Consider the following 22,603-nt stretch of genomic DNA (forward strand, 5'->3'; position numbering starts at 1 on the left):
TAGTAATTCTCCTACTGCACTTAGTAAACCAGCTGTACAACCAGCTATTTTGATCTGGATGAGAGGAGATATAATTTATAACCACTCCCCTATCCTTTCTAGTTGTTTGTAGCTGTTAAATCTCAGGAATTTATCAAAATAAGGAGAGGCAATGAAGGGAGTAGTATCTCTTAAATAATTAGATAAGAAATCTGGTAGAATATTCTGAAATTCATGCATTTTTTGTCTATAATCTTTCAAAGCAATAACCTTTATTTTATCATAATCAAGTTTCCAATAAGCAAGCTCCGAGACTTCTTTTTTTGTTGTGTATTCCACTGCTAAAGCTTGTAAAATTAATTGCGGGAAAAATCCTGACATAACTTCCTCATTGGAAGGTGGTGAACCAAGTTTATAGTCTATAATTGCTACTTGCCCACCTGGTAGATACTCAACTCTATCACATCTTGCTGTCAGTGAAATTTCTTCTGTCATTCGAGTATCTGACCAGCTCTTATTACACAATTGTCTGGTGTGTTCATTTGCAATCAAATTTTCTGGATCCAAGTAGTCAAGCACTGGGATGACACCCTTCTTCTTAGTGGAAGTTGTACAGCATCCGCGCAGTTGTGTGTCACGCGCTGGAATATGAAATATCGGATAGGAAAAGCTCTTCTCCAACTCAACTTGATTGTTTCCAGTCCTATCAAACTCAACAAAAGATTGAATTATCCTCTGCAACCTTACCCACCACATATTTGAAAAGTGGAATCGATTAGACGAGAATATTTCTCGTGTAATACTCATCAGCGACTTTTCGTTGCGTAAATATCTTGCAAAAATATTGTGTACCATAGTGCCAAACTCCAATATCGATGGCTTAAAATTTAAGTCTTTCAACTGTCTAAGGTTCAGTATGTATTCAACATAAAATGAATAAGGGTTACGAATCAGTTTTTCTACCGCACTGCAAGACATCACTTGCATTTTTTCTTCTCTGACTTTGGCTTGAGGTTTTGGCATAGGCTGAGTACATGGAACAATGCACTCAGGTGTATTTAATATTCTTAGCCAATTGCGATAAGGATATTTTGGTTCTTGTAACAGAACCTCCAAACGGCGCAATAGAATTGATTTTCTATCACTCACTAGCCTCGTAATATAAACCTTGCCGGCACCAAATAAATTGCGCAAAGTATACAAAAAGTACCCTTGCTCTTCTTGCACAGAAGGAAGGTTAAATTTTTCTCTATTCAGTGCACTCAAAAACGGATTCTGAAAATTTGGTATATCATTAAATCCAGCAAGTATTACAACTTTATTTTGATATAAGCTAAATTTATCAAAGTTATTTTCTGGAGAAAAAAACTTCCTTTTTAAAAATAATATCAGGATTTGACTATATAACTCTAAGGAACACTCAATTGCTATACCGTCACATGCATTTAAGAAATCACGAGTAAAATTACCTATTTCACCATTTAGCTCTAGAAAATTCACATTAGAAAGCACATTAACACACTGTAAATGAGCTGCTGCTATATCAGAAATAGGATAATTTATAAGATTAAGTAAAAGATTAAATATAGTTTCTAATCTACTGATAATAATTAATATATCTTCTTTATATCTTAGCTTTTTACAAGTACTAATAGCGTTGATAATATCCTTAAGACCACTTATATCAAAGCTACGCAATACTTCTATCTCAAACTCAGATAAAATACGAGTGTACTTTTCTTGAGCGTAACCAAAAGTCACTAGCCTATGTTTAAGAAGAGAAAGCAATGCTACACCGTTCCATTTTGAGTTCAAAATCTCAATACTATAAAGCAGAAGCGTCACATAAGAATAGTTTTTCGATATGGGGCACACCATACGAACTGCAAGTAATTTATCAAAAACAAACAAAGAAACGTTTTCATAACCTTCATTCTCCATAATTAGTGACTTCACCTGTGCTTCTTCCTCTCTGGAATCACAAGTGATGACTTCAATATTGCCAATATATCCATTACTAACTTTACTTAGATCGGCAGTTGTATCAAAGACATAATCTAGTTCAGGACTGCCTGTCATCCCAGCCCTCTGATTTTTAGTGTACGAACATTGTAATTTGCAGGTAATTTGAGTAGTAGATGATGTCATTCCAGTGCTTGACACTGGAATCCAGTTTCTATTGTACAGCCACCTGGTGCACTCATTTAAAGTTAAGTTTTCTGGATCCGAGTGTCTGGGTACTGGAATGACATCAGAACACGCTTCTGGCAGAAAACTTACATCCTCTCTGCCTATACTTAAATAATCGAGCAGATCTTTCAGGCAATATTGATAATGTTTTTTATCAAGTGATTGCCAATCTTTCTCTTTAATTTTCAAATTCAGATTAGGTAAAATTATCTTTCCAAATGGCAGGTCGTATACAGCTTTAATCAACAACTTATAAATCTCCTCCTTTCCAATTCCAATAAAGATCATATGCTGATCTTTCTTCAGGGAGGCTATCATATTGTTTATGTAGTCACTCTTATGCTTTAGTATATCTACTACTCCTAAATTTTTTAAAGTATTACTCCAAGTTTTGATAAGTAAGTTTATGAAATTCTCCATTTTCTTCGAATGCTCATCAAGCTGATAACAATCCGCTATTTGGGTATATTGAAGTAATGACGGCAAACTGTAAACTAGATCGATTGGAAAACTATCATTGTGTTTTTTATTCCACTCCAATATAAATTGAATGAGTAGCAGCGTTCTCTTTGTCGGGTTAATAACTTTAACTCTATCAAGATTTAATATTAAATCTTCTTCATCAATGTTTTCTAGTGAAACTATCTCTGGCAAAATTATAGTTCTGTAATTCTTGAATGCACTCAGCAATGCTATCACATCCCTCTTGCAGGGAAGTATGATCTTTATCTCGGGAATTTTTTCTCTTTCATATTCAGAAAATATGTGCTGAACCAGAACATCAAAAAGGGACTCATTCACATTAACAGTAAAAACTCTTCCCACTAACAGTAACAATTAATACAACACTTTTATTGTATAGAAATTATTTAAAATATAAATGTGCTCGCAGTTTCTTATGCTATGATATATTAAAGTCTTTTACAATATTACATGGCAAACATCAGAATAGAAGTTTTTAATAAATGTGAACAAGTTGGCCGCAGAAGGGTAGTTAATGTTTACTTGATTTACATAAGCAAAGAATTACCATCAAAATTACATGAAGAAATTTGTGGGCTATTTTATAATAAAGTCATACAAGACTGCCGTTATTATTCCTACAATGAAAACCTTGAAAAAGTTCAATATAACTTCATAGAATCACAAGCAAAATGGGGCTTGGAGATAAGCTTTTTACCTGGCATGACCGATAACGTAGGAAACACGGCAAAACAAATTGTTAGAGAATATCTAATGAGCAAAGGCCACATTGATGAAAGTGTTTCTATCAAGGCAAGAAGTTCAAAATTGATTCTAAGTCAAGGAGGTTTTCCAACCGAAGATGACATAAAACAGGAATTCAATCCTATTACTGAATATTGCACACTTGTCTATAAAGAAAACGGCAATTGCCATTGGAAGTATTACAGTAAACCAAATACCCCACCTGGTGTCATTACAGCGCGTGACCAGGAAAAAAAAGAATGGATTCCAGTGTCAAGCACTGGGATGACACCAGGTAATAATGGAGCAAAATCTGTCAAACTCAATGTAAGTGACCAAGAGCTTGAAAAAATCAGCAGAGATGGAATCGATGGTAATGGCACGTTAGGGCTCTCGCTGGCAGCAATGAAAGCTATAAAGGATTACTTTGAAAAACTCGGTAGAAATCCATATGATATTGAACTTGAGTCTCTGGCACAGACTTGGTCTGAACATTGTAAACACAATATTTTTTGCTCCCCTATTGATGAAATAAAAGATGGTCTATATGCTCATTATATTAAGCGTGCAACGCGTGAGATAAATTCTAACATATGCGTGTCAGTTTTCTCCGACAACGCAGGAGGAATAATTTTTGATGACGATTACTTGATTGTAGATAAAGTTGAAACTCACAATAGTCCTTCAGCTCTCGATCCGTTCGGTGGAGCAATGACTGGAGTGCTTGGAGTTAATCGAGATATAGTCGGTTTTGGCAAAGGTGCAGAACCTATAATGAATACTTATTACTTTTGCTTTGCCAAAGAATCAAAAGGCAAACTTTATAGAGATAAAGAGCGTACTGATAAAATCTTACCACCAAAATATATAATGAAAGAAGTGATTCACGGTGTTAATGTTGCTGGTAATTGCTCCGGTATTCCAACGCAACTTGGATCGGTATACTTTGACGATAGATTCTGTGGAAAGCCATTAGTTTTTGTTGGAAGCATCGGAATTATTCCACGGAATATAAATAATGCACCTTCACACATAAAAGAACCCAAAAACGGTGATAAAATCGTAATTATTGGTGGAAGAGTTGGAAGGGACGGAATTCACGGTGCAACTTTTTCTTCAGAGGCATTGTCGGGAAATAGCCCTTCAACAATTGTGCAAATTGGTGATCCTATAACACAAAAAAAATTATCCAACGCCGTCGTAAAAGCAAGAGATCTTGGTCTTTATAATGCAATAACGGATAATGGAGCAGGCGGTCTATCATCGTCCATTGGTGAAATGGGAAAAGACGGATTTGAAGTTGATTTGAGCAAGGTTCTCCTTAAAAACGATGGTATGGCTCCGTGGGAAATATGGATATCAGAATCACAAGAGAGAATGACCTTAGCAGTGCCAGAAGAAAATCTTCCTGCGTTTAAGCAAATCATGAAAACACATGATGTGGAGGTCTGTGTAATTGGAGAATTCAACAAAAGTGGCAAAGCCGTTGTTAAATGTCCCCCAGGGGCAGTAATAATGGACATCGAAACTGAATTTCTGCATGATGGTAATCCTAAAATGCATTTACAGACAAATCCATGGTCTGGAAAATCTAACCCATACGCTGTCATTCCAGAATTCTCTCCTGTTATCCCAGTGCTTGACACTGGAACCCAGCAGGCTTTTTCTGCAAATAAATCTAAAACTTTATGTAAAAATACGTGCGATGGCAGAGTTGAGCTTGAGATAGATTCCAGTGTCAAGCACTGGAATGACACCTTTGCACTAAAAGAAATGCTAAGCAGACCAAACATACGCAGCAAAGAGTTTATAGTGGTGCAATATGACCATGAGGTTCAAGGATCGTCAATACTGAAACCACTGCAAGGCAAGGGAAGAGTGTGCAGTGAAGCTGTTGTCTCGAGGCCAGTCCTTTCTTCAAACAAAGGTGTTGTAAAATCGCAGGGATTTGGCTCAAGTTATGGAGAAATTGACACTTATCACATGGCAGCATGTGCGATTGACACTGCAATACGTAACTACGTAGCTGCAGGAGGAAATATAAATCATCTAGCGTTGCTCGACAATTTTTGCTGGTGTGATGCTTATAATCCAGAAAGGCTGTGGCAACTAAAGAGAGCTGCAGAGGCTTGTTACAACTTTGCAACTGCATTTAAAACGCCATTTATATCCGGAAAAGATAGTATGTTTAACGACTTTAAGGGATATGATGAAAATGGCGAGAAAGTGATGATATCTGCACCACCTTCACTACTCATTTCAGCAATTGGAGTTATAGACAATATTGAAAATGCGGTATCGCTTGATGTGAAAATGCCAGGGGACTTGATATATGTGCTTGGTACAACCCACGATGAGCTTGGTAAATCTGAATATCAGTTATATAGTGGAATAGATAATAACAACGTGCCAAAAGTTAATGCAAAGAGCGCTAGGAAGTTGTATGAACGTTACAACCAGGCAATAAAAGATGGCATAATTGTCTCTGCAATTGCACCAAACTTAGGCGGCTTAATTATTGCTCTGGCAAAATCGCTAATTGCAGGAGACCTTGGTGCTGAAATTGATCTTTCACTAGTACCAATAGGAAAAACACAAAATACAGACATAATAAACAAGATAATAATGTTTTCTGAATCGCAAAGTAGAATATTAGTAACCATTGCCCCGCAAAATCAGCGGAAGTTTGAAGAATTGTTTAAAGGTATAGTTTTTTCATGTATTGGAAAAGTGACAAAGGAGAAAGCTCTCAATATAAAGGATATTATAAGAATAGATTTGAAAGACTTAGGTACTAGTTTAAATAACTTTTGATTACGCTAGACAAATTTTTCATTATGTGTAATGTCTGATTAAAGTAAATGCATGTTATTAAATTTGGGTAGGTGATTATGTCCATTTTATCAATACTCTTGCTTATCAGTCTTTCTTTACTTAACACTTCAAATAAATTAATGATATGTGCTACCTTATTTGTGGGAGCTACTTTAGTTGTAAACTCAATGGTTGAGTTTCATGGTAGAAGCAAAGCTACTTACAGCTTAATAGTGTGTACAGTGATATGCTGTCTTTTTAAATTGCAAAATTTTAGTTTTATGATACTGGTTCTATATACTGCAATTTTAATCTCTCTTCTCTCAAGCATAGTTGTTTTTGAAGAACTAAAGTCGAAATTGAATTTTCATATGGCAAATTTCATCACTTTAATTATAGCATCGGTCATTGATAGTACGATTATTTGTGTTGGTATAGCCAAAATAGTTTAGATTTAACTATAACCGTCATTCCGCTATTTGTTAGCAGTTTGGCAGTATAATGTGAAAAGCTCTTATTCGGATAGCGGTTCTAAAATCAAAGTAATTGGAAACTGTTAACTTAAGTTATCCTTTAAGAGAGCTAGTACAATTTCTTACAGGTTTCATACATGATAAGAGTTTTATTTTTAGCTAAACCAATTGAAATAAGCTATAAAATCTGTTAAAGTCAACTTTGTGCAAGCACCCTTAGCTCAGTTGGATTAGAGCATTTGACTACGGATCAAAAGGTCGGGCGTTCAAGTCGCTCAGGGTGCACCATATTTTATAGGAAATAGAGGTCATGCTTGAAATTCATATGTGTAATACCTATCTTTAAAGGTAAAATACTGAGCTATTATATATGAACAAAAAAGACTATTATGATCTGCTAGAAGTGAGCAGAAATGCTAGTACTGACGAGATAAAAAAAGCATATAAAAAACTAGCATTAAAATATCATCCTGACAGAAATCCTGGTAATAAGGAAGCAGAGGAAAAATTTAAAGAAGTAACAGCTGCATATGAAGTTCTATCTGACTCTGAAAAAAGAGCAGGTTATGATCGTTATGGTCACGATGGTGCTTCTGGTGGATTTGATTTCAGCCAAGCTGGAGGGGATTTTAGCGATATATTTAACGATTTTTTTGGTGGAGGATTCGGCGGCAGTACAAGTAGGTCAAGAACAAAAAGAAGTACAACAGGAGTATCTGGATCAGATCTGCGCTACGATCTTAAAATTACCTTAGAAGATGCATTTAAAGGAATACAAGCACCTATACATTATGTGACAAATATAAAATGTAATACATGCCAAGGCACAGGTAGCGAAGGAGCAATCAAACCAGTTCAGTGCAACACATGCCAGGGAAGCGGTAGAATTAGAACTCAACAGGGCTTTTTTACCATTGAAAGAACGTGTACTACATGCTATGGGGAAGGAGAAATAATACAAAATAAATGTAAGAAATGCGGTGGAAGTGGGCGTAAAAGAGATGAAGTAAATATCTCCGTTTCAATTCCAAAAGGCATAGAAGAAGGAGCTAAGGTAAGGGTCAGTGGTAAAGGAGAAGCTGGAGCAAGAGGTGGAAAAAGCGGAGATTTATACGTATGTGTGAAAATAGCTACTCATCAGATCTTCACTCGCAATAGAGCAGATTTACACTGTAAAGTGCCTATAAGAATGACACTAGCAGTACTTGGTGGTGAAATCGATATTCAATCAATTGATGGAGCTAAAATAAAAGTAAAGGTCCCTGAAGGCACTCAAACTGGTACCAAACTACGTTGTAGGGAAAAGGGTATGCCATATATGAACTCACATGCTCGTGGTGATTTATACGTACAGGTAATAGTTGAGACTTTAAATCCAAAGAATTTAACCCAAAAGCAGATTGAGCTATTAAAAGCGCTTGAGGAAGAGGAACATGAAAGTGTAGAGCAGAAATCTGAAGGATTCTTTGGAAAAGTAAAAAAAAAATGAGAAATTTGCTAAATGATATAAAGAGGTAGCTGTCTACACTTAATTCTTTTTACCAATTTGAAAGCCTTCTCTTTTAGTGAAAAGATTTTTTAAAGTTATGCAAAAGTGATAAATTCCTTTATTTAAGGTCGAAGTTTTGCTATCCTCGCATTTTAATAATTTAAAATTAATGAACATAAACAAAAATGAGTTTTTATTTCTTCCTCTTGGAGGAGTAGGAAGAATTGGGATGAACGTTAGCCTATATCATTATCAAGGCAAGTGGATTATGATCGACCTTGGTATCGGTTTTGCAGATGAAACTATGCCAGGTGTTGAGCTACTCATTGCTGATGTAGATTTTATTGCTCAAAGAAAAAAAGATTTGCTTGGAATAATAATTACACATGCACATGAAGATCACTGTGGTGCAGTGCCTCATCTGTGGGAAGATTTGCAATGTCCCATATATACAACAAAGTTTACAGTTAATTTTCTCAAGGAGAAACTAAAGGAGTTTCGATTGGAAGGTGTGGTACCTGTGAAAGAGGTAGACATAAATGGCAGCATAAATTTGGGTCCTTTTACCGTTGAGTTTATAAATGTAACTCACTCAATTCCTGAGGCAAATTCAATATTAATTAGCACTGAAGCAGGTAGTGCACTTCATACTGGGGACTGGAAATTTGATCCAAAACCTGTTGTTGGATTAATTTCTAATATAGAGCGTTTAAAAGAAATTGGCGATAAAGGTGATCTACTTGCAGCAATTTGTGATTCAACAAACATACTGAGCAAACACGACCCTGAATCAGAAAGTGAAATTTATGATAATATTTACAATATAATAAAGCGGTCTAAAAAATTGATTGCTGTATCGCTATTTGCCTCAAATGTGGCGCGAATTGAGACTATCGCTAAAGCTGCACAAGCACTAAATAGAAAAGTGGTTTTACTTGGCAGATCTTTATGGAGAATAGTGAAAGTTGCTCAGGATAGTGGTTATTTAACTGATTCTCCTGAGTTTCTAGAAGCAAAGGAGGCAGTAAATTTTCCAAGGGAAAAGCTGGTGCTACTTTGCACAGGTTGTCAAGGTGAGCCACTGGCAGCAACCTCAAGGCTTGCTAATAAGAGTCATCAAGCATTTAAAATGCAGCAAGGTGATACCATAATCTTTTCATCAAAAATCATTCCTGGCAATGAAACTCGTGCACATAACATGCTCAATGCCTTTATTGAGATGGGAGTGGAAGTTATTACTGAAAAAACAGAGAATGTTCATGCTTCCGGACATCCAGTAAAAGCAGAGCTAAGGGAAATGTATTCTTTGATAAAACCTAAGATAGCTATTCCAGTTCATGGTGAGTATATTCATACGGATGCACATGTAAAGTTCGCTAAAGAGTGCGGTGTGAAAAAAGCAATAATGATTGCACCAGGTGATATTGTTAATTTGGAGAATGGAGAAAAAGTTAGTTCAATTGATGTTGACTACTTTGGTATTGATGGTACGTTGCTACGCCATCCAGAATGCAGCGTTATAAAGATGCGTGAGAGAATGAGAGATGCTGGGGTTATTGTAGTAACAGCAATTGTGAATAAGAAAAACAAATTGCTCGCTAAGCCAAAAATATTTGCACCTGGTGTTTTCGAAGCGCAAGAAGATGCAGCCATTATGCAAAAGATCATAGAGAAGGTTGAGTCAGCATTTAGTCCACAACCGATAAAAAAAATAAGAAATAAGATTGAAAGTTCAATATTTAGTATCTTAAAGGAATATTTACTAAAAAGACCTATAGTTGAAGTCCAAATAGAACAGGTATAGAAATATACCTCTTTTTATTAACCATTATTTGAGTAAGAAGTTAACAATGTATTCTTTGATGTTATTTCAGCATGCAATACTGGAATCCGTAAAAAAAAATCAGTGTCAGATCACACAACTATACAAACATTGTGATTTGAATCTACCAGAAGGGTGCCATCTCAACGCCCAGGCAAACATTGTAGTTTTAGAGCAATCTCCACCAGTAGAGTGTCATCCCAGTGCTCTGACACTGGAATCCATTTTTTCATGCAACCTTGTCAAAGACGTTTATTTTAGAATAAAACAGCTACTTTTATGCTTGCCACCTCAGTGCACTTACTTGCAGTCAAATTTCTGGATTCCAGTGTCAAGTACTGCAGAAATTGATTTACTCTACTGTCATGCAGTTTAACTTCAAAAGTAAGCTATTTGCTGAGATGACAGGAGGTAATGCAAGAAATCTAATGAAGCTATTCGTTCAACTGGTGTTATTTATTTCGTTATTTATTCCTTATTCCACAAAAGCTGTTTTATATGTTGATATAAAAAAAAGCAATATTGGTAATATTGATCTTGTTGTATCTAAATGTGCATGCAAGACAGAAGTGGAAAGTGAGCTAAGTGAAAGCATCACAAAAGTAATTGAAACAAATCTATCTAATTGTGGCTTATTTAATGTGAAACGTAACACGAAAGTTGAGTCTTGGAAAAGCGATACTGTAGTCACAGTAAGTTTAAGTGAAGTATCAAACAGAAATTTAGAGCTATCTTTTCGTTTATCTGACAGCTTTACAAACAGAGAATTACTTACTCAGTCGGTTGTTTTTCTAGTAAAAGACTGGAGGAAAATTAGTCATCTTGTTTCAGATGTGATACACGATAGATTAATTGGTGAGAAAGGGCATTTCAATACAAAAATTACATATATCGCTGAAGAAAAAGATAGCAATTACAAATCCGTCCGTAAAATTGCTGTGATGAATCAAGATGGCAGTAATATAAAGTACTTAACAAATGGTGAGGAATTTGTGTCAACACCAAGATTTTCACCAAATGGAAAGGGTATTGTTTATATCTCATACACAAATGGTAAAAGTTATATAATATTAAAAAATTTAAAAGATAACACTGAATCAATAATCAGCGCATTTGAAGGAGTTATTTCTGCACCAAGATTTTCTCCTGATGGTAAATCTCTTTTTATTTCCCACTCATTGAGTGGTGAAACAAATATATTATCTCTAGACTTAAGCAGTAAACGAACAAAAAAAATTACTAAAGGTTCAGCTATAAGTACTTCTCCCTCTTTGTCTCCAGATCAAAAGTACATGGTTTTTAGTTCTGATATAAGTGGAAGTCAGCAACTATATATCATAGATTTCACTAAAAAAAGCAAAAAACCCAAGAGAATTAGTTTTGGAAATGGAAGATATGCTACACCTGTTTGGTCGCCAAAAGGAGATCTGATAGCTTTTACAAAAATTCAGTCAGGAAAATTTTACATAGGAGTTATGAAGCCAGATGGCAAAGAAGAGCGCTTGCTTTCAGAGGGACATAAAATTGAATCTCCGGCATGGCTACCAAATGGCAGAGAAATTATCTTTACTAACGCAGAATCACCAAGCAACTCTAAATTATATTTAGTAGATTTAGTAAAGAAAAATCAAAAAATGGTTTTTACTCCAACGAATGCTTCTTTACCAGATTGGTCTTATTTTTGAAAGTAGATCTATAAAATCGGTATAAATCTTGCTTTATCTTAATCGTTTATAACCTTCGGTACTACGAAATACCCATGCTCCGATTTTGTATTGGATAATATTTCTTCTTTAATGTTTTGAGAATTTATAATACCATCGCGTACATGGACATCCTTATCTATAGTTCCATAACGCATAGGAGAAACACCTTCAGTATTAACTTTCAACAAAGTATCATGTATCCAATCCAGCATTGTCAGTTCTTTTGAGTAGTATTGAATCTCATCATCGGATAACTTAATCCTCACAAGCTGTGCAGTTTTAAGCATTTCTTCCTTAGTAATTGTTATTTTTCTCTTATTTGCAAATTCTATTAACGAAGTGATAACATCTTCTGTTGATCTAGCTGGCACTTTTACCTCCTTGCATAAAGCAAATTAAAATATTTGCAATTGAAACAACCTCTATCTTATCATTTTTTTCAAATTTGTGAAATACGGTGTCCGTAATTACTAATTTATCCAGAGAAGAGGAAGAGATTTTCTCAACTGCATTTCCTGAAAGTATTCCATGTGTAATGCACGAAACTACAGACTTTGCTCCTCGGTTTTTTAAAGCAAGAGCTGCATTACATAATGTTCCGCCAGAGTCAACTATATCATCAACAATGACGCAATTTTTGTTTGCAACTTCTCCGATTACATTCATTACCTCAGATGTACCTGCTTTTTCTCTATATTTATCTACTACAACAATATCATTATCCAACTTGTGTTTTTCCTCTAAAATCTTTGCAAAAGCACGAGCTCTGCCAATTGCTCCAACATCAGGCGCAACTATTGCCAAGTTTTCCTTGTATATAGAGTTAACAAATACTTCAAAACAGCTTAGATTAGTAACTGGTATATCAAAAAAACCTTCAATTTGACTTGAATGCAAATCAATAGCAGCAACACTGTTTGCACCAGCTGTTTGAATAAGATTTGCAGTTAATTTAGCACTTAAAGCAGATTGCATATTATTGTTTTTAATAACCCTATCCTGCCTACTGTATCCGTAATAAGGAATAATAGCTGTTATTCTCTTGGCTCCAGATCTCTTTGCTGCATCAATTGTAAGCAGAAGCTCCATAAGGTTATCATTTACAGGGGAAGAAATAGATTGTACTACGTATACTTCTTGATCACGTAGATCATTTGCTACTTCTACATTTACCTCACCATCGGCAAATCTTGACACCTGATTGGGGAATAGCTGAGCATTTAGCCCACTTGCTATTGAATCTCCTAATCGTTTACTAGCGCTACCTATTATTACCTTCATATATACCAATTAAGTTTTGAAAATTATACAGAAACCATGGAACGATTAAAACTTTATTCTTGCCGCCAAGTGGATCATAGAAACGAAAAAGTTACTCGAAACATTTCACCAGCTTTCTTATCATGCAACTCGTTTTCACAAAGGTACGTACTATTTTTCTACTTAAAAATAAAGTAAATTTTTTGTGATGCTAAGCATTTTCTATAATTTTTCATTAGATTTATTAAAAATTTGACAATTATTAAAATATAGGCTAAAATATCTATATATTTAATGGAGAAATGAAATGGATTTTAGTCAATTTGTTCAAGACGACTTTCTTGATTTGTACTCGAAAACAATAAACATAAGTGAATTAGTAAGCTTTTTACAGAGCAATCTTAGTATTACAAAGCTTAGTTTAAAAAGCTGTTATATTGGTGATGAAGGAGCAAAAGCTTTAGCTAATGGTAATCTTACAACCTTACTTCACTTTATGTAACTTTGAACAACATTGGTGATAAAGGAGCAAAAGCTTTAGCTGATCTTAAAAAAATTAATGTTAAAGGTATAGAAAATTTTAGAATAATAGATAGTTTTATAAATAGATTCACACAAAGTAACTCTTCAATAGAAATTTTTGATCCAGCTAAATCGGAAAGTAAAACAACACTTGATGATATTATAATTCCAGAAAGCTTTAAAAAGGAGCTAAACAAGATTCTTGGTATTATTCCAGAAAGAAATAAAGCATTACTTCAAAAGACAGGTTACAAACCAGAAAAAGGCTATCTTTTTTATGGTCCACCCGGAAATGGTAAAACCAAAATTGCTCGTGCAATTGCATGTCAAGCTAATGCAAAGTTTATTAGTGTTTCTGCATCTGAATTTCTGAAATCGTATGTTGGTGAAGGTGAAAAGTACGTAAGAGAAATTTTTAAAAAGGCAAGAGCAAATGCTCCTTGTATAATTTTTATAGATGAAATTGATTGTATTGCTACAAAACGTGGTAGCGGTGGTAGTTCTGGTCATGCTCAATCATGCGACAGCCTTGTGAATCAGTTTTTAACCGAGCTCGATGGTTTCAACCCACTAAAAGGTGTAACAGTAATTGCTGCAACTAATCGTAGAGATGTTTTAGACAAAGCGTTTATTAGGCCAGGCCGTCTCTATAATCATATTGAAATTCCTTTACCAGATAAGGCCCAGCGTAAGGATATATTGGACTTATATATAAAAACATTTAAAGATATTGAAGAGTTGGAAGTTAAAGTAAATACTGAAAAACTTGCAGATAAAACTGATGGTTTCTCGGGAGCTGAGTTAGAATATTGTAAGTTGAAAATGTGATATAAAAGAGGATAAGAGGGAAAGATAGCCCTACTCACTATAGGAATAGGACTATCATGGGCGTGTGCGACCGGAAGAATATTGGTACTACAACCGTTTAAATCAAGGTACACTAGCCCATCTCTCGATACGTTTGAATAGTTGCTTGGGACATATATATGCACCCGTTTACAATCTTAAATTAACTAAAACTATCGAGGTTTGTTATGGTTACATCTTATCAAAATTTTATTGGCATTGATATCGGAAAATTTAAAAATGTCGTTGCAATTCACAAACAGAAGAACGCTGTCAAATTTGACAATGATTCTGATGTTTGGCAACAATTATTTCAAAAGTTTTCAGATATTCTACCTAATTCTTTAGTAACTTTGGAAAACACAGGAAAATATGAGCTTGGTTTGTCACATTTTCTTATTGACAAGAATATTGCAGTACATCGAGCTAATACTCGTAAAGTAAAAAGCTTTATCTTGTCTCACGGAACTGTAGCAAAGTCTGATAAATCAGATGCGAGGGCTCTTGCTCAATATGGATTTGAACGCCATAGAACTCTCTCTCTATTTGTACCTACAATCAAAAGAACAATCAACCCTGGTTGCACTTTGTCAACGTCGTGATGACATTACGCAAATGAGAGCTCAGGAAAAGTGTAGACTGGAAGCTCCTGAAAATGACCATATAAAGGAAAGTTGCCAGAAGACCATTGAATTTTTCAATAATCAAATAAACGAACTCAATGACACTATACAAAAAATTATTGATGAAAGCCATGAGCTACAACAACGTCAAAAAATCCTTAAAACAGTTCCTGGAATAGGCAAAAAGTTATCACAAGATTTTTTGTGTTTAATGCCAGAGCTTGGCTACTTAAGTAGAAAAGAAGTAGCAAGTCTTGCCGGAGTAGCACCTCATCCTAGGGAAAGTGGTAAAACTGTTGGTTACCGAAGGATTATAGGAGGTAGAAGTAATGTTCGTTCAAAGCTCTTTACATCTGCCATGTCTGCTGCAAGGTCCAAATCTGCACTTGGCACCTTTTATTCTAAGCTTGTTGAAAGTGGTAAGAAGAAGATGGTAGCTATAACAGCTCTAATGCGTAAAATTATAGTAATTGCTAATGCAAGGCTTAAAGAGGCAATTAATTTGAATGTTTAAAATTTACATAGCAGTAATTGAAATGAATATTGTGCGTCCACACAAACTTAAAGTGCTTGTTCACATAGATTAAATGGAAATTGTTGCAGTAGCTGTTTGATATAGAATTCTGTTTCTATGACAAACGGGTTTTTATTATCTATATGGTTGGGTAAAGTTGCAAAATTATACAAATGAAAAATTAAAAAAAACATAGTTGATTTAATAAATAACACAGCATGGGATATTATATATTCTTCTAAAATTGAAGGAAAAATCACTATTAACACGAATCACTTCATTAAGGCAATTAAGAAGAAGAAATCTCAAGGGCCTGAAAGTGAGCAAGTTAATGGTGGTCTAGAATTACTTAATAGTCCTAAACCCAATTGTAGCAGTGATGTTAATATTGATAATGCAGATAATGTAGAAAGTCATAGCTCTGCAAATAGTAGTTCAGATGTTGTAGTTACTCAACAGTTGGCTAAAGTGACTAAATTACTTAATGGTATACAAACTAAAATTAATGCGCTACAGAAAGAACGTGAGGAAAGATTTGAAGAACTTGACTCTAGGAACAGTGACTTAGAACAGGGCCTAGATTCTGTAAGGAAAGACTTAATTAAAGTAACTCAATGTACTAAAGAATACACTCAATTAAAGGATAATCTAAAGACTATCAATGAAAAAAGTACTCAACTACAGAGTGAATTAGAGAGTATGGTAACAACCGAACTCAAGAAACATGAAAGCACATTAGAGAATCGTGTTAAAGATCTACAAAAACAATTTGAAGGTAAAAATAAAGAGCTAAATAGTAAATATGAAAAATTCTTAGGAGCAAGCAACAATAGTAAAAGGCAAGGTAGTTACGCCTCTATTTCTTTTGTATTGTCTGGAGCATCTGCTGTTGGTGCAAGTTTGACAATGTTTCATTTAGCAATGTGTCTTTCATTCACTGTAGCCGCATTAATTTTTCTTGCAGCAGGATGTTACTGTTTGTATAAGGCAAATACAACACTTAGTAATGTTGAAATTGATCAAACTCAAACTATACTGAGTTTTTAACTGCTTAAATGTTTTTTAAGGTTTTAAATCTGTACCTGTTTGGCAAGTTAAAAAGTCCTTGCTGGTGCTGTAGCTTAAATTGAAGAAAATGGCGGAAGTGTAGAGTGAGGTAGTTTTTGATCAAAAATTTAAGATATTTTTAAAAAAACCACCTTTCTTGACGCGTATGAACACTCCCAAATTTTTTATAGGTTTGACTTCACCTGATTTACAAATAGAAATTGGTTGAGTGTTTGCCATTTATTCTTATAAACAGCATTTTGCTTTTTTTAGCACGTAGTAATTCTTGAATTCTATGATATTATTTTTGTAACATTGTTATATATATCATAATAACGGCACTGGCTGAGTGCATTAAGTAACTTTATGCGCAGTGGAATGATAAAAAGCGTTTTCACAAACACATTTTACTACATAATCAGCGCTAATATTAAAATGCTTATAAAGAGCTTCATAAGGTGCTGATTCTCCAAAATTTTTCATGCCAATAAATATACCGTTTGAACCTATATATTTATGCCAACCCACTTCACTTCCAGCTTCAATTGCAACTTTAATACTGTCATTATTTAATACTACCCCTTTATATTCATCACTTTGCTCGTCAAAAAGCCTCCAACACGGCATAGAAATGACCCTTGTACCTACACCTTTTTCCTGTAATTTTTCTTTTGCCCCAACTGCAATTTCAACTTCAGATCCGGTAGCAAATATCGTCACTTCTAGCTTCCCTGAATATTCGCATAGTATATATGCACCAAATTTTGATAGGTTGGCCAATTGGTCAGTATAAGAGTGCATGTAATTAATATTTTGCCTTGAAAGCGCAAATAGTGCAGGTGACTCTTTTTTTTCAAGTGCAATGCTAATGCACTCTAAAGTTTCAATTGCATCAGCTGGCCTAAAAACATATAGATTTGGTATAACTCGCAAAGAGGCTAAATGCTCTACTGGCTGGTGAGTTGGACCATCTTCTCCTACTCCAATTGAGTCATGAGTCATTACATATATAACCTGCTGTTTCATCAAGGCTGAAAGACGTATAGCAGGGCGGCAGTAGTCGGAAAATACTAAAAAAGTTCCACCATAAGGAATAATCCCACCATGAAGAGCCATACCATTCATACAAGCTGCCATAGCGTGCTCTCTCACTCCATAGTGTACATAAGAGCCACTATAATTATTACTATCTATTGCCTGCATGTGCTTATATTTAGTACAATTTGAACCGGTAAGATCAGCAGAGCCACCAATTAGTTCTGGCATAGACTTAGTTAATAGTTCCATTACTCTGCCGAAAGAAGATCGAGTAGTTTCGTTTGGCATGAGCTCACATATTTGTTTCCTCAGGTTAGCCAAATCACTCTCGATGTTATTCGGCAAACGTTTCTCAAGTCTTCTTTGTAGTTCTTCATTGATCAAGGATGTATAGTTTTGTTTTGCCCTCTTAACTGTTTCCATCCAAGCGTTTTTCACATCTTCTGGTACATAAAATGGTTCATAGTTCCAATTCAATTTTTCTCTCATCTGTTTTACATCTTCCTCTGTAAAGGCACCACTATGAGCAGAAGATGTGCCAGCACGGCTTGAAAATTTTCCGATAATAGTTTTGCAACAGATTAGTGTAGGTTTATCAGACTTTTGCGCCTGCTCTATTGCAAGGGATATAGCATCAAAGTCATGCCCATCGATTTTGTCAACATTCCATCCACACGCTGAAAAACGCTTTTCTACATCATCAGAGCAAGAGAGGCTAGTAGAGCCGTCTATAGAGATGTCATTGTCGTCAAAAAGTGCTATCAGCTTATTTAATTTAAGATGCCCAGCAAGGGACGCTGCTTCATGGCTTATACCTTCCATAAGACAACCATCTCCTAGCATTACGTAAGTGTAGTGACTGATTTCAAACTGCTTTGCAAGAATCGATTCAGCAAGTGCCATGCCAACAGCAGTGGCAAATCCCTGACCAAGCGGGCCTGTTGTTGCTTCTATACCAAAAGTTAAGCCAAATTCTGGGTGACCTGGAGTTTTTGATGTAAGTTGCCTGAAGTTTTTTAGTTCATCTATACTAATGTAGCCTGTCAGATATAATATAGAGTATTGCAACATTGAACCGTGACCATTTGATAGGACGAAACGATCTCTACTGATCCATTGAGAATCATCAGGGTTATGGTTTAGATATTTAGCAAATAATACAGTGGCAACATCTGCCATGCCAAGTGGCATACCTGGATGTCCAGAATTTGCTTTTTGTACTGCATCAATTGATAAAAAGCGGACAGCATTTGCCATGGATTTTAATAGTAGATGATTCATGTATTAATAGGAAAACTTAAAAGTGAAGTATACTATATCATAGTGGCAAAAACAAGTTGACACTTAATGTTAAAATCATTAATAATTTATAGTTAGATTGTGAGAATTTTTGTATGACAACTGTTATCAATAGAAAGTATAGAATCAGTCGCAGGCTTGGTGTAAACTTATGGGGTAGAGCAAAAGATTCGGTCAATAAAAGAAAATACCCTCCAGGTCAGCATGGTATTCTTGGATTTAAGAAGTTATCTGACTTTGGTAAGCAGTTTGCTGCACATAAAAAATTTAAGTTCTACTATGCAATTTCAAGCAAACAGCTTAGACGTACATTTTTAGATGCTTACAAAAGAAAAGGTTATACGGCTGATAATTTTATTGGTGCCTTAGAATCAAGGTTAAGTTCTGTTTTATATCACTCTGGTTTTGTGCCAACAATTTACTCGGCAAAACAGCTTATATCTCATAAACATGTTACAGTTAATGATAAGGTGGTTAACATATCAAGTTATAGAGTGAAGCCTGGTGATATAGTAAAAATAAGGGAAAGAGCAGCAAAAATTCCTATATTAATAGAGGCTGAACAAAAACAAGAACGTAAGGCTCCAGATTATTTAGAGGCAGATAGCAAAGCACTTTCAGTGAAGTATTTGAGAGCGCCTCAATATTCCGAAGTCCCATATTCAGCAGACATGGAAGTCAATTTAGTAGTAGAATTTTACTCTAGATAAATAAAGCCCGTGTGGCGGAATCGGTAGACGCAGCGGACTTAAAATCCGTGGGTTTTGCGACCTTGGGAGTTCAAGTCTCCCCATGGGCACCAGTTTAATTTATTAAAAAAGTATGAAATGGCTTGATATAGAAGATATTGCAGAAGCTCTAGAAGAGAAATTTCCAAATGAAGATATAATTAGTATTAGATTCACTGAACTTAAAAGAAAAGTCTTGGATTTAGAAGAGTTTGATGATGATGAAAAGTATTGTAATGAAAAAATATTAGAGGCCATTCAAGCAGCTTGGATTGCAGAAAGATCTTAAAAAACAGATAGCTATAAGAAAATTACGGCATACAGTAAAAAGATAATCTTCTTGGAAATACTATACTTTACTCGAATTTTACTTAGCTTCATAATAATTTAACAAATTAAAATTAAAAATGATTACAAGGTAGGAAACACAAAATTCTGGCAAATGCTAGATATACAAATACTGCTTTTTATGTGTGAGGCCGAGGGTCATGAAAACAATAAGTTAGTTTTTTGTATAAGAAAGTTGTAATATAATTTAATTTTAAGCACTGGAAAGATGTTTAAATATAGCGGGCCAAAGAAATTAAAATCTATAATAGAAAACTATGCATTAAAATGCATGAAAAATAAGATCAGCAAAAATGAAATACGTCTTATTTTAAACTGGAAAAGTATAGTTGGAGAGGAATTAGCAGAATGTACAAAACCACAAAAGATCTCATACGCACAAAACGTAAACTCTGGTGTGCTGTATCTGTTAGTAACAAATGGCAGTAAAGCATTAGAAATGCAGCATATGGTTTCTCTTGTAATAGAAAAAATTACAGTGTTTTTTGGCTATAAGGCAGTATATGGTATAAAAATCAAGCAAGGGAGTTGACTATTTAACTATATCAGGTTAACCTAGTTACATAGGATAAATTGGTATATTGAAGTGAGTAGAATTTGTGAGTTAACAAATAGAAAAAAGTCTTTTGGTAATAAGGTATCGCATTCAAATCGTAAAACAAAGCGTACCTTTCTCTTAAATTTACATAAAGTTACATTGACGAGTAATATATTAGACAAAAAGTTTAGCTTTCGTATAGCAACAAGAACTTTAAGAACTATAGACTATAAAGGTGATCTTGATGCTTTCTTGCTCAATACAAAAACAATTAAACTAAGTAAAGAAGCACAAAAGATAAAAAGAAGATTAAAGAAAGTTTTAGCAAAACAAGAGGTAGAATTAGCTGTTTCAGATGCATAGTAAGCCTATATGGCTCAGAGCAAAAGCTCCAGCTGGTAAAATATTCAATGAAACCTTAAACACTGTTAAGCTACATAACTTACATACAGTATGCGAAGAAGCTGCGTGTCCAAATATTGGTGAATGTTGGAATAAACGTCATGCTACTGTGATGATTCTCGGTTCTGTTTGTACTCGTGCTTGTGCGTTTTGCAACGTTGCAACTGGCATTCCTGATAAGCTCGATCCTCATGAACCAGAAAATTTAGCAAAAGCAATAAAAAAGTTAAATTTAAAGCACGTTGTCATTACCTCTGTTGACCGTGACGATTTACCAGATGGTGGTGCAAATCAGTTTATAAGGTGTATAGAAGAAATTAGAAAGATAACTTCGGAAACAACAATAGAGATCCTCACTCCTGATTTTTTAAATAAGAAAGGAGCGTTTGAAGCAATAGCTATTGCATCACCTGATGTTTATAACCACAACATCGAAACAGTACCAAGGCTGTATGCAAAAATAAGACCAAGAGCTCGTTATTTTCATTCACTATATTTGCTAAAGATGGTGAAACAGATTAATCCTAAACTTTTTACGAAGTCAGGGCTTATGGTTGGTCTTGGAGAAACAAAAGAAGAAATCTTTCAGGTTATGGATGATTTACGTAGCGCCGAAGTTGACTTCATTACAATTGGTCAATATTTGCAACCAACTCCAAAGCATGTAAAGGTTGATAGATATGTTACCCCAGAAGAGTTTGAGCATTATAAATATATTGCTTATTCCAAAGGCTTTTTGGTAGTTGCATCAAGCCCATTAACGCGGTCATCGTACCACGCTGAAGAAGATTTTAACAGACTTGCTGCTGCTAAAACTTCAACCTAATTTAACCTATCTGTTCAAGGAAATGTGCAAGCCATTGCTCCCTTTCTTTTCATTCAAGTAGCCTCTTATCCTTCCAGTAGCCCATCGGTGTTATTTCAGTAACACCTGTTATTCGAGTAGCCTAACACTGAAATCAAGAGGACTGACCAGGCAATCAGAACTGGTCACGCGCTGGAATGACACCGTCATAAATTACTAAGCCTTCATACCAGTGCTTTGTCATCTCAGTGTTCTCTTTACTCTTGTCATCCCAGTACTTGATACTGGGATCCAGAACAGGCAATCAGAACTGGTCACGCGCTGGAATGACATCATTGTTTTTTGCATGAAAAGACTGAATGATAGCTACTTTCATGATACCCACTTATTAGTTTCGTCTAATTTATTTTACCACTCTGCTGAACGGATACATTCTAACTGAGAGCAAAGCACACTTACATCATTTAATACCTTCAGTGGCTCCCCTAGACTATGTTCCACTTTTATCTCAAATTTAAATCCCAAATTTCCAAAAAATTCTTGAAAATACTCAATAGTAATGTCACACAAACTTCTACCACTTGCTTTATGATTTTTCAGCTCTTTCGGAATATTAATAAGCACTTTACCATCTTCATATGTTACATTTCTACCCTTACAGTTCAGTTTAAATTCTACTGAACTGTAAAAACCTGGTGTTTTGATATCATTAGCAAGATCACTGCTAAGTACCCTTATACATTCCATGCTAAAACTGAGTTTTAGACAATTGGAACTATGACAATCCATACTATAAGTTATTATTATATCAGAATCTAACACAAGCAAGCCAAGTGGAAAAAGAGCCTTTAATAAATGCAGAAACAAAAAATGATTATATCCTTCTTGATGATAACTAGTTATCAATTCTTCTATAATAGGGTCATTTGGAACTGTTGCACCAACCATACGCGT

Annotated in this window: 17 protein-coding genes, 2 tRNA genes and 2 pseudogenes; 16 read left to right on the forward strand and 5 right to left on the reverse strand. The window is 35.0% G+C overall.

The window, feature by feature from the left end; genetic code table 11:
• Positions 1 to 75: 75 nt before the first annotated feature.
• The gene (locus tag M1L26_RS02995) at positions 76 to 2,994 is read right to left on the reverse strand and encodes a PD-(D/E)XK nuclease family protein (protein ID WP_250120398.1); all 2,919 of its coding nucleotides are present in this window, start codon (positions 2,992 to 2,994) and stop codon (positions 76 to 78) included.
• A gap of 108 nt (positions 2,995 to 3,102) precedes the next feature.
• On the opposite strand from M1L26_RS02995, the gene M1L26_RS03000 reads away from it, so the two are divergent.
• The 6 genes from M1L26_RS03000 to M1L26_RS03025 all read left to right on the forward strand — a co-directional run bounded on the left by M1L26_RS03000 (position 3,103) and on the right by M1L26_RS03025 (position 11,658).
• Complete coding sequence (locus M1L26_RS03000; RefSeq protein WP_211907998.1) at positions 3,103 to 6,189, forward strand: phosphoribosylformylglycinamidine synthase subunit PurL; 3,087 nt, start codon at positions 3,103 to 3,105, stop codon at positions 6,187 to 6,189.
• A gap of 188 nt (positions 6,190 to 6,377) precedes the next feature.
• Positions 6,378 to 6,641: a hypothetical protein gene (locus M1L26_RS03005; protein WP_250120399.1), complete on the forward strand. Its 264-nt coding sequence runs from the start codon at positions 6,378 to 6,380 to the stop codon at positions 6,639 to 6,641.
• A 231-nt stretch (positions 6,642 to 6,872) separates the two neighbouring features.
• A tRNA-Arg gene (locus tag M1L26_RS03010) sits at positions 6,873 to 6,950 on the forward strand.
• Between the two features lie 82 nt (positions 6,951 to 7,032).
• Complete coding sequence (gene dnaJ, locus M1L26_RS03015) at positions 7,033 to 8,151, forward strand: molecular chaperone DnaJ (RefSeq protein ID WP_006012700.1); 1,119 nt, start codon at positions 7,033 to 7,035, stop codon at positions 8,149 to 8,151.
• Positions 8,152 to 8,320: 169 nt separating this feature from the next.
• Positions 8,321 to 9,955 (forward strand): ribonuclease J, encoded by a 1,635-nt coding sequence (locus M1L26_RS03020; protein ID WP_211907995.1) that lies wholly within the window; start codon positions 8,321 to 8,323, stop codon positions 9,953 to 9,955.
• A 446-nt stretch (positions 9,956 to 10,401) separates the two neighbouring features.
• Positions 10,402 to 11,658 (forward strand): Tol-Pal system protein TolB, encoded by a 1,257-nt coding sequence (locus M1L26_RS03025; protein ID WP_211908769.1) that lies wholly within the window; start codon positions 10,402 to 10,404, stop codon positions 11,656 to 11,658.
• Between the two features lie 38 nt (positions 11,659 to 11,696).
• Here M1L26_RS03025 and gatC read toward each other — a convergent pair whose 3' ends face one another.
• Complete coding sequence (gene gatC, locus M1L26_RS03030; protein WP_211907994.1) at positions 11,697 to 12,050, reverse strand: Asp-tRNA(Asn)/Glu-tRNA(Gln) amidotransferase subunit GatC; 354 nt, start codon at positions 12,048 to 12,050, stop codon at positions 11,697 to 11,699.
• The gene (locus M1L26_RS03035) at positions 12,040 to 12,960 is read right to left on the reverse strand and encodes a ribose-phosphate diphosphokinase (protein ID WP_211907993.1); all 921 of its coding nucleotides are present in this window, start codon (positions 12,958 to 12,960) and stop codon (positions 12,040 to 12,042) included. Before M1L26_RS03035 ends, gatC begins: the two co-directional genes overlap by 11 nt.
• 286 nt (positions 12,961 to 13,246) lie before the next feature.
• Between M1L26_RS03035 and M1L26_RS03040 the strand changes: the two genes are divergently transcribed.
• From M1L26_RS03040 to M1L26_RS03055, 4 genes and pseudogenes are all read left to right on the forward strand, one after another.
• Positions 13,247 to 13,441: a leucine-rich repeat domain-containing protein gene (locus tag M1L26_RS03040; RefSeq protein ID WP_246433159.1), complete on the forward strand. Its 195-nt coding sequence runs from the start codon at positions 13,247 to 13,249 to the stop codon at positions 13,439 to 13,441.
• A gap of 2 nt (positions 13,442 to 13,443) precedes the next feature.
• The gene (locus M1L26_RS03045) at positions 13,444 to 14,289 is read left to right on the forward strand and encodes an ATP-binding protein (RefSeq protein ID WP_246433158.1); all 846 of its coding nucleotides are present in this window, start codon (positions 13,444 to 13,446) and stop codon (positions 14,287 to 14,289) included.
• A gap of 206 nt (positions 14,290 to 14,495) precedes the next feature.
• Positions 14,496 to 15,444: pseudogene (locus M1L26_RS03050) on the forward strand (IS110 family RNA-guided transposase).
• 201 nt (positions 15,445 to 15,645) lie between these two features.
• A pseudogene (locus M1L26_RS03055) lies at positions 15,646 to 16,491 on the forward strand (TomO hydrophobic C-terminal domain-containing protein); the annotation flags it as partial.
• Between the two features lie 354 nt (positions 16,492 to 16,845).
• Here M1L26_RS03055 and tkt read toward each other — a convergent pair.
• Positions 16,846 to 18,810: a transketolase gene (tkt, locus tag M1L26_RS03060; protein ID WP_250120401.1), complete on the reverse strand. Its 1,965-nt coding sequence runs from the start codon at positions 18,808 to 18,810 to the stop codon at positions 16,846 to 16,848.
• Between the two features lie 113 nt (positions 18,811 to 18,923).
• Between tkt and rpsD the strand changes: the two genes are divergently transcribed.
• The 6 genes from rpsD (at position 18,924) to lipA (ending at position 21,670) form a co-directional block, all read left to right on the forward strand.
• Positions 18,924 to 19,538, forward strand: coding sequence for a 30S ribosomal protein S4 (gene rpsD / locus M1L26_RS03065; RefSeq protein ID WP_006012690.1), 615 nt, complete (start codon positions 18,924 to 18,926; stop codon positions 19,536 to 19,538).
• A gap of 5 nt (positions 19,539 to 19,543) precedes the next feature.
• Positions 19,544 to 19,630 (forward strand) — tRNA-Leu (locus M1L26_RS03070).
• A gap of 20 nt (positions 19,631 to 19,650) precedes the next feature.
• A complete protein-coding gene (gene iscX, locus M1L26_RS03075) occupies positions 19,651 to 19,845 on the forward strand; it encodes a Fe-S cluster assembly protein IscX (RefSeq protein ID WP_007302643.1) in 195 nt (64 codons plus the stop codon).
• A 267-nt stretch (positions 19,846 to 20,112) separates the two neighbouring features.
• A complete protein-coding gene (locus M1L26_RS03080) occupies positions 20,113 to 20,436 on the forward strand; it encodes a DUF721 domain-containing protein (protein WP_143689050.1) in 324 nt (107 codons plus the stop codon).
• Between the two features lie 54 nt (positions 20,437 to 20,490).
• On the forward strand, positions 20,491 to 20,805 hold the full coding sequence (gene rpmB / locus M1L26_RS03085) for a 50S ribosomal protein L28 (protein ID WP_015588578.1): 315 nt from the start codon (positions 20,491 to 20,493) through the stop codon (positions 20,803 to 20,805).
• Positions 20,798 to 21,670, forward strand: a complete 873-nt coding sequence (gene lipA / locus M1L26_RS03090) for a lipoyl synthase (protein ID WP_250120402.1) — start codon at positions 20,798 to 20,800, stop codon at positions 21,668 to 21,670. The genes rpmB and lipA overlap by 8 nt, the downstream gene beginning before the upstream one ends.
• 387 nt (positions 21,671 to 22,057) lie before the next feature.
• Here the strand turns inward: lipA and M1L26_RS03095 are convergent, their stop codons facing one another.
• A complete protein-coding gene (locus M1L26_RS03095) occupies positions 22,058 to 22,597 on the reverse strand; it encodes a hypothetical protein (RefSeq protein ID WP_250120403.1) in 540 nt (179 codons plus the stop codon).
• Positions 22,598 to 22,603 lie beyond the last annotated feature (6 nt).

The sequence above is a fragment of the Wolbachia endosymbiont of Ostrinia scapulalis genome, assembly GCF_023559145.1.
Classification (GTDB): domain Bacteria; phylum Pseudomonadota; class Alphaproteobacteria; order Rickettsiales; family Anaplasmataceae; genus Wolbachia.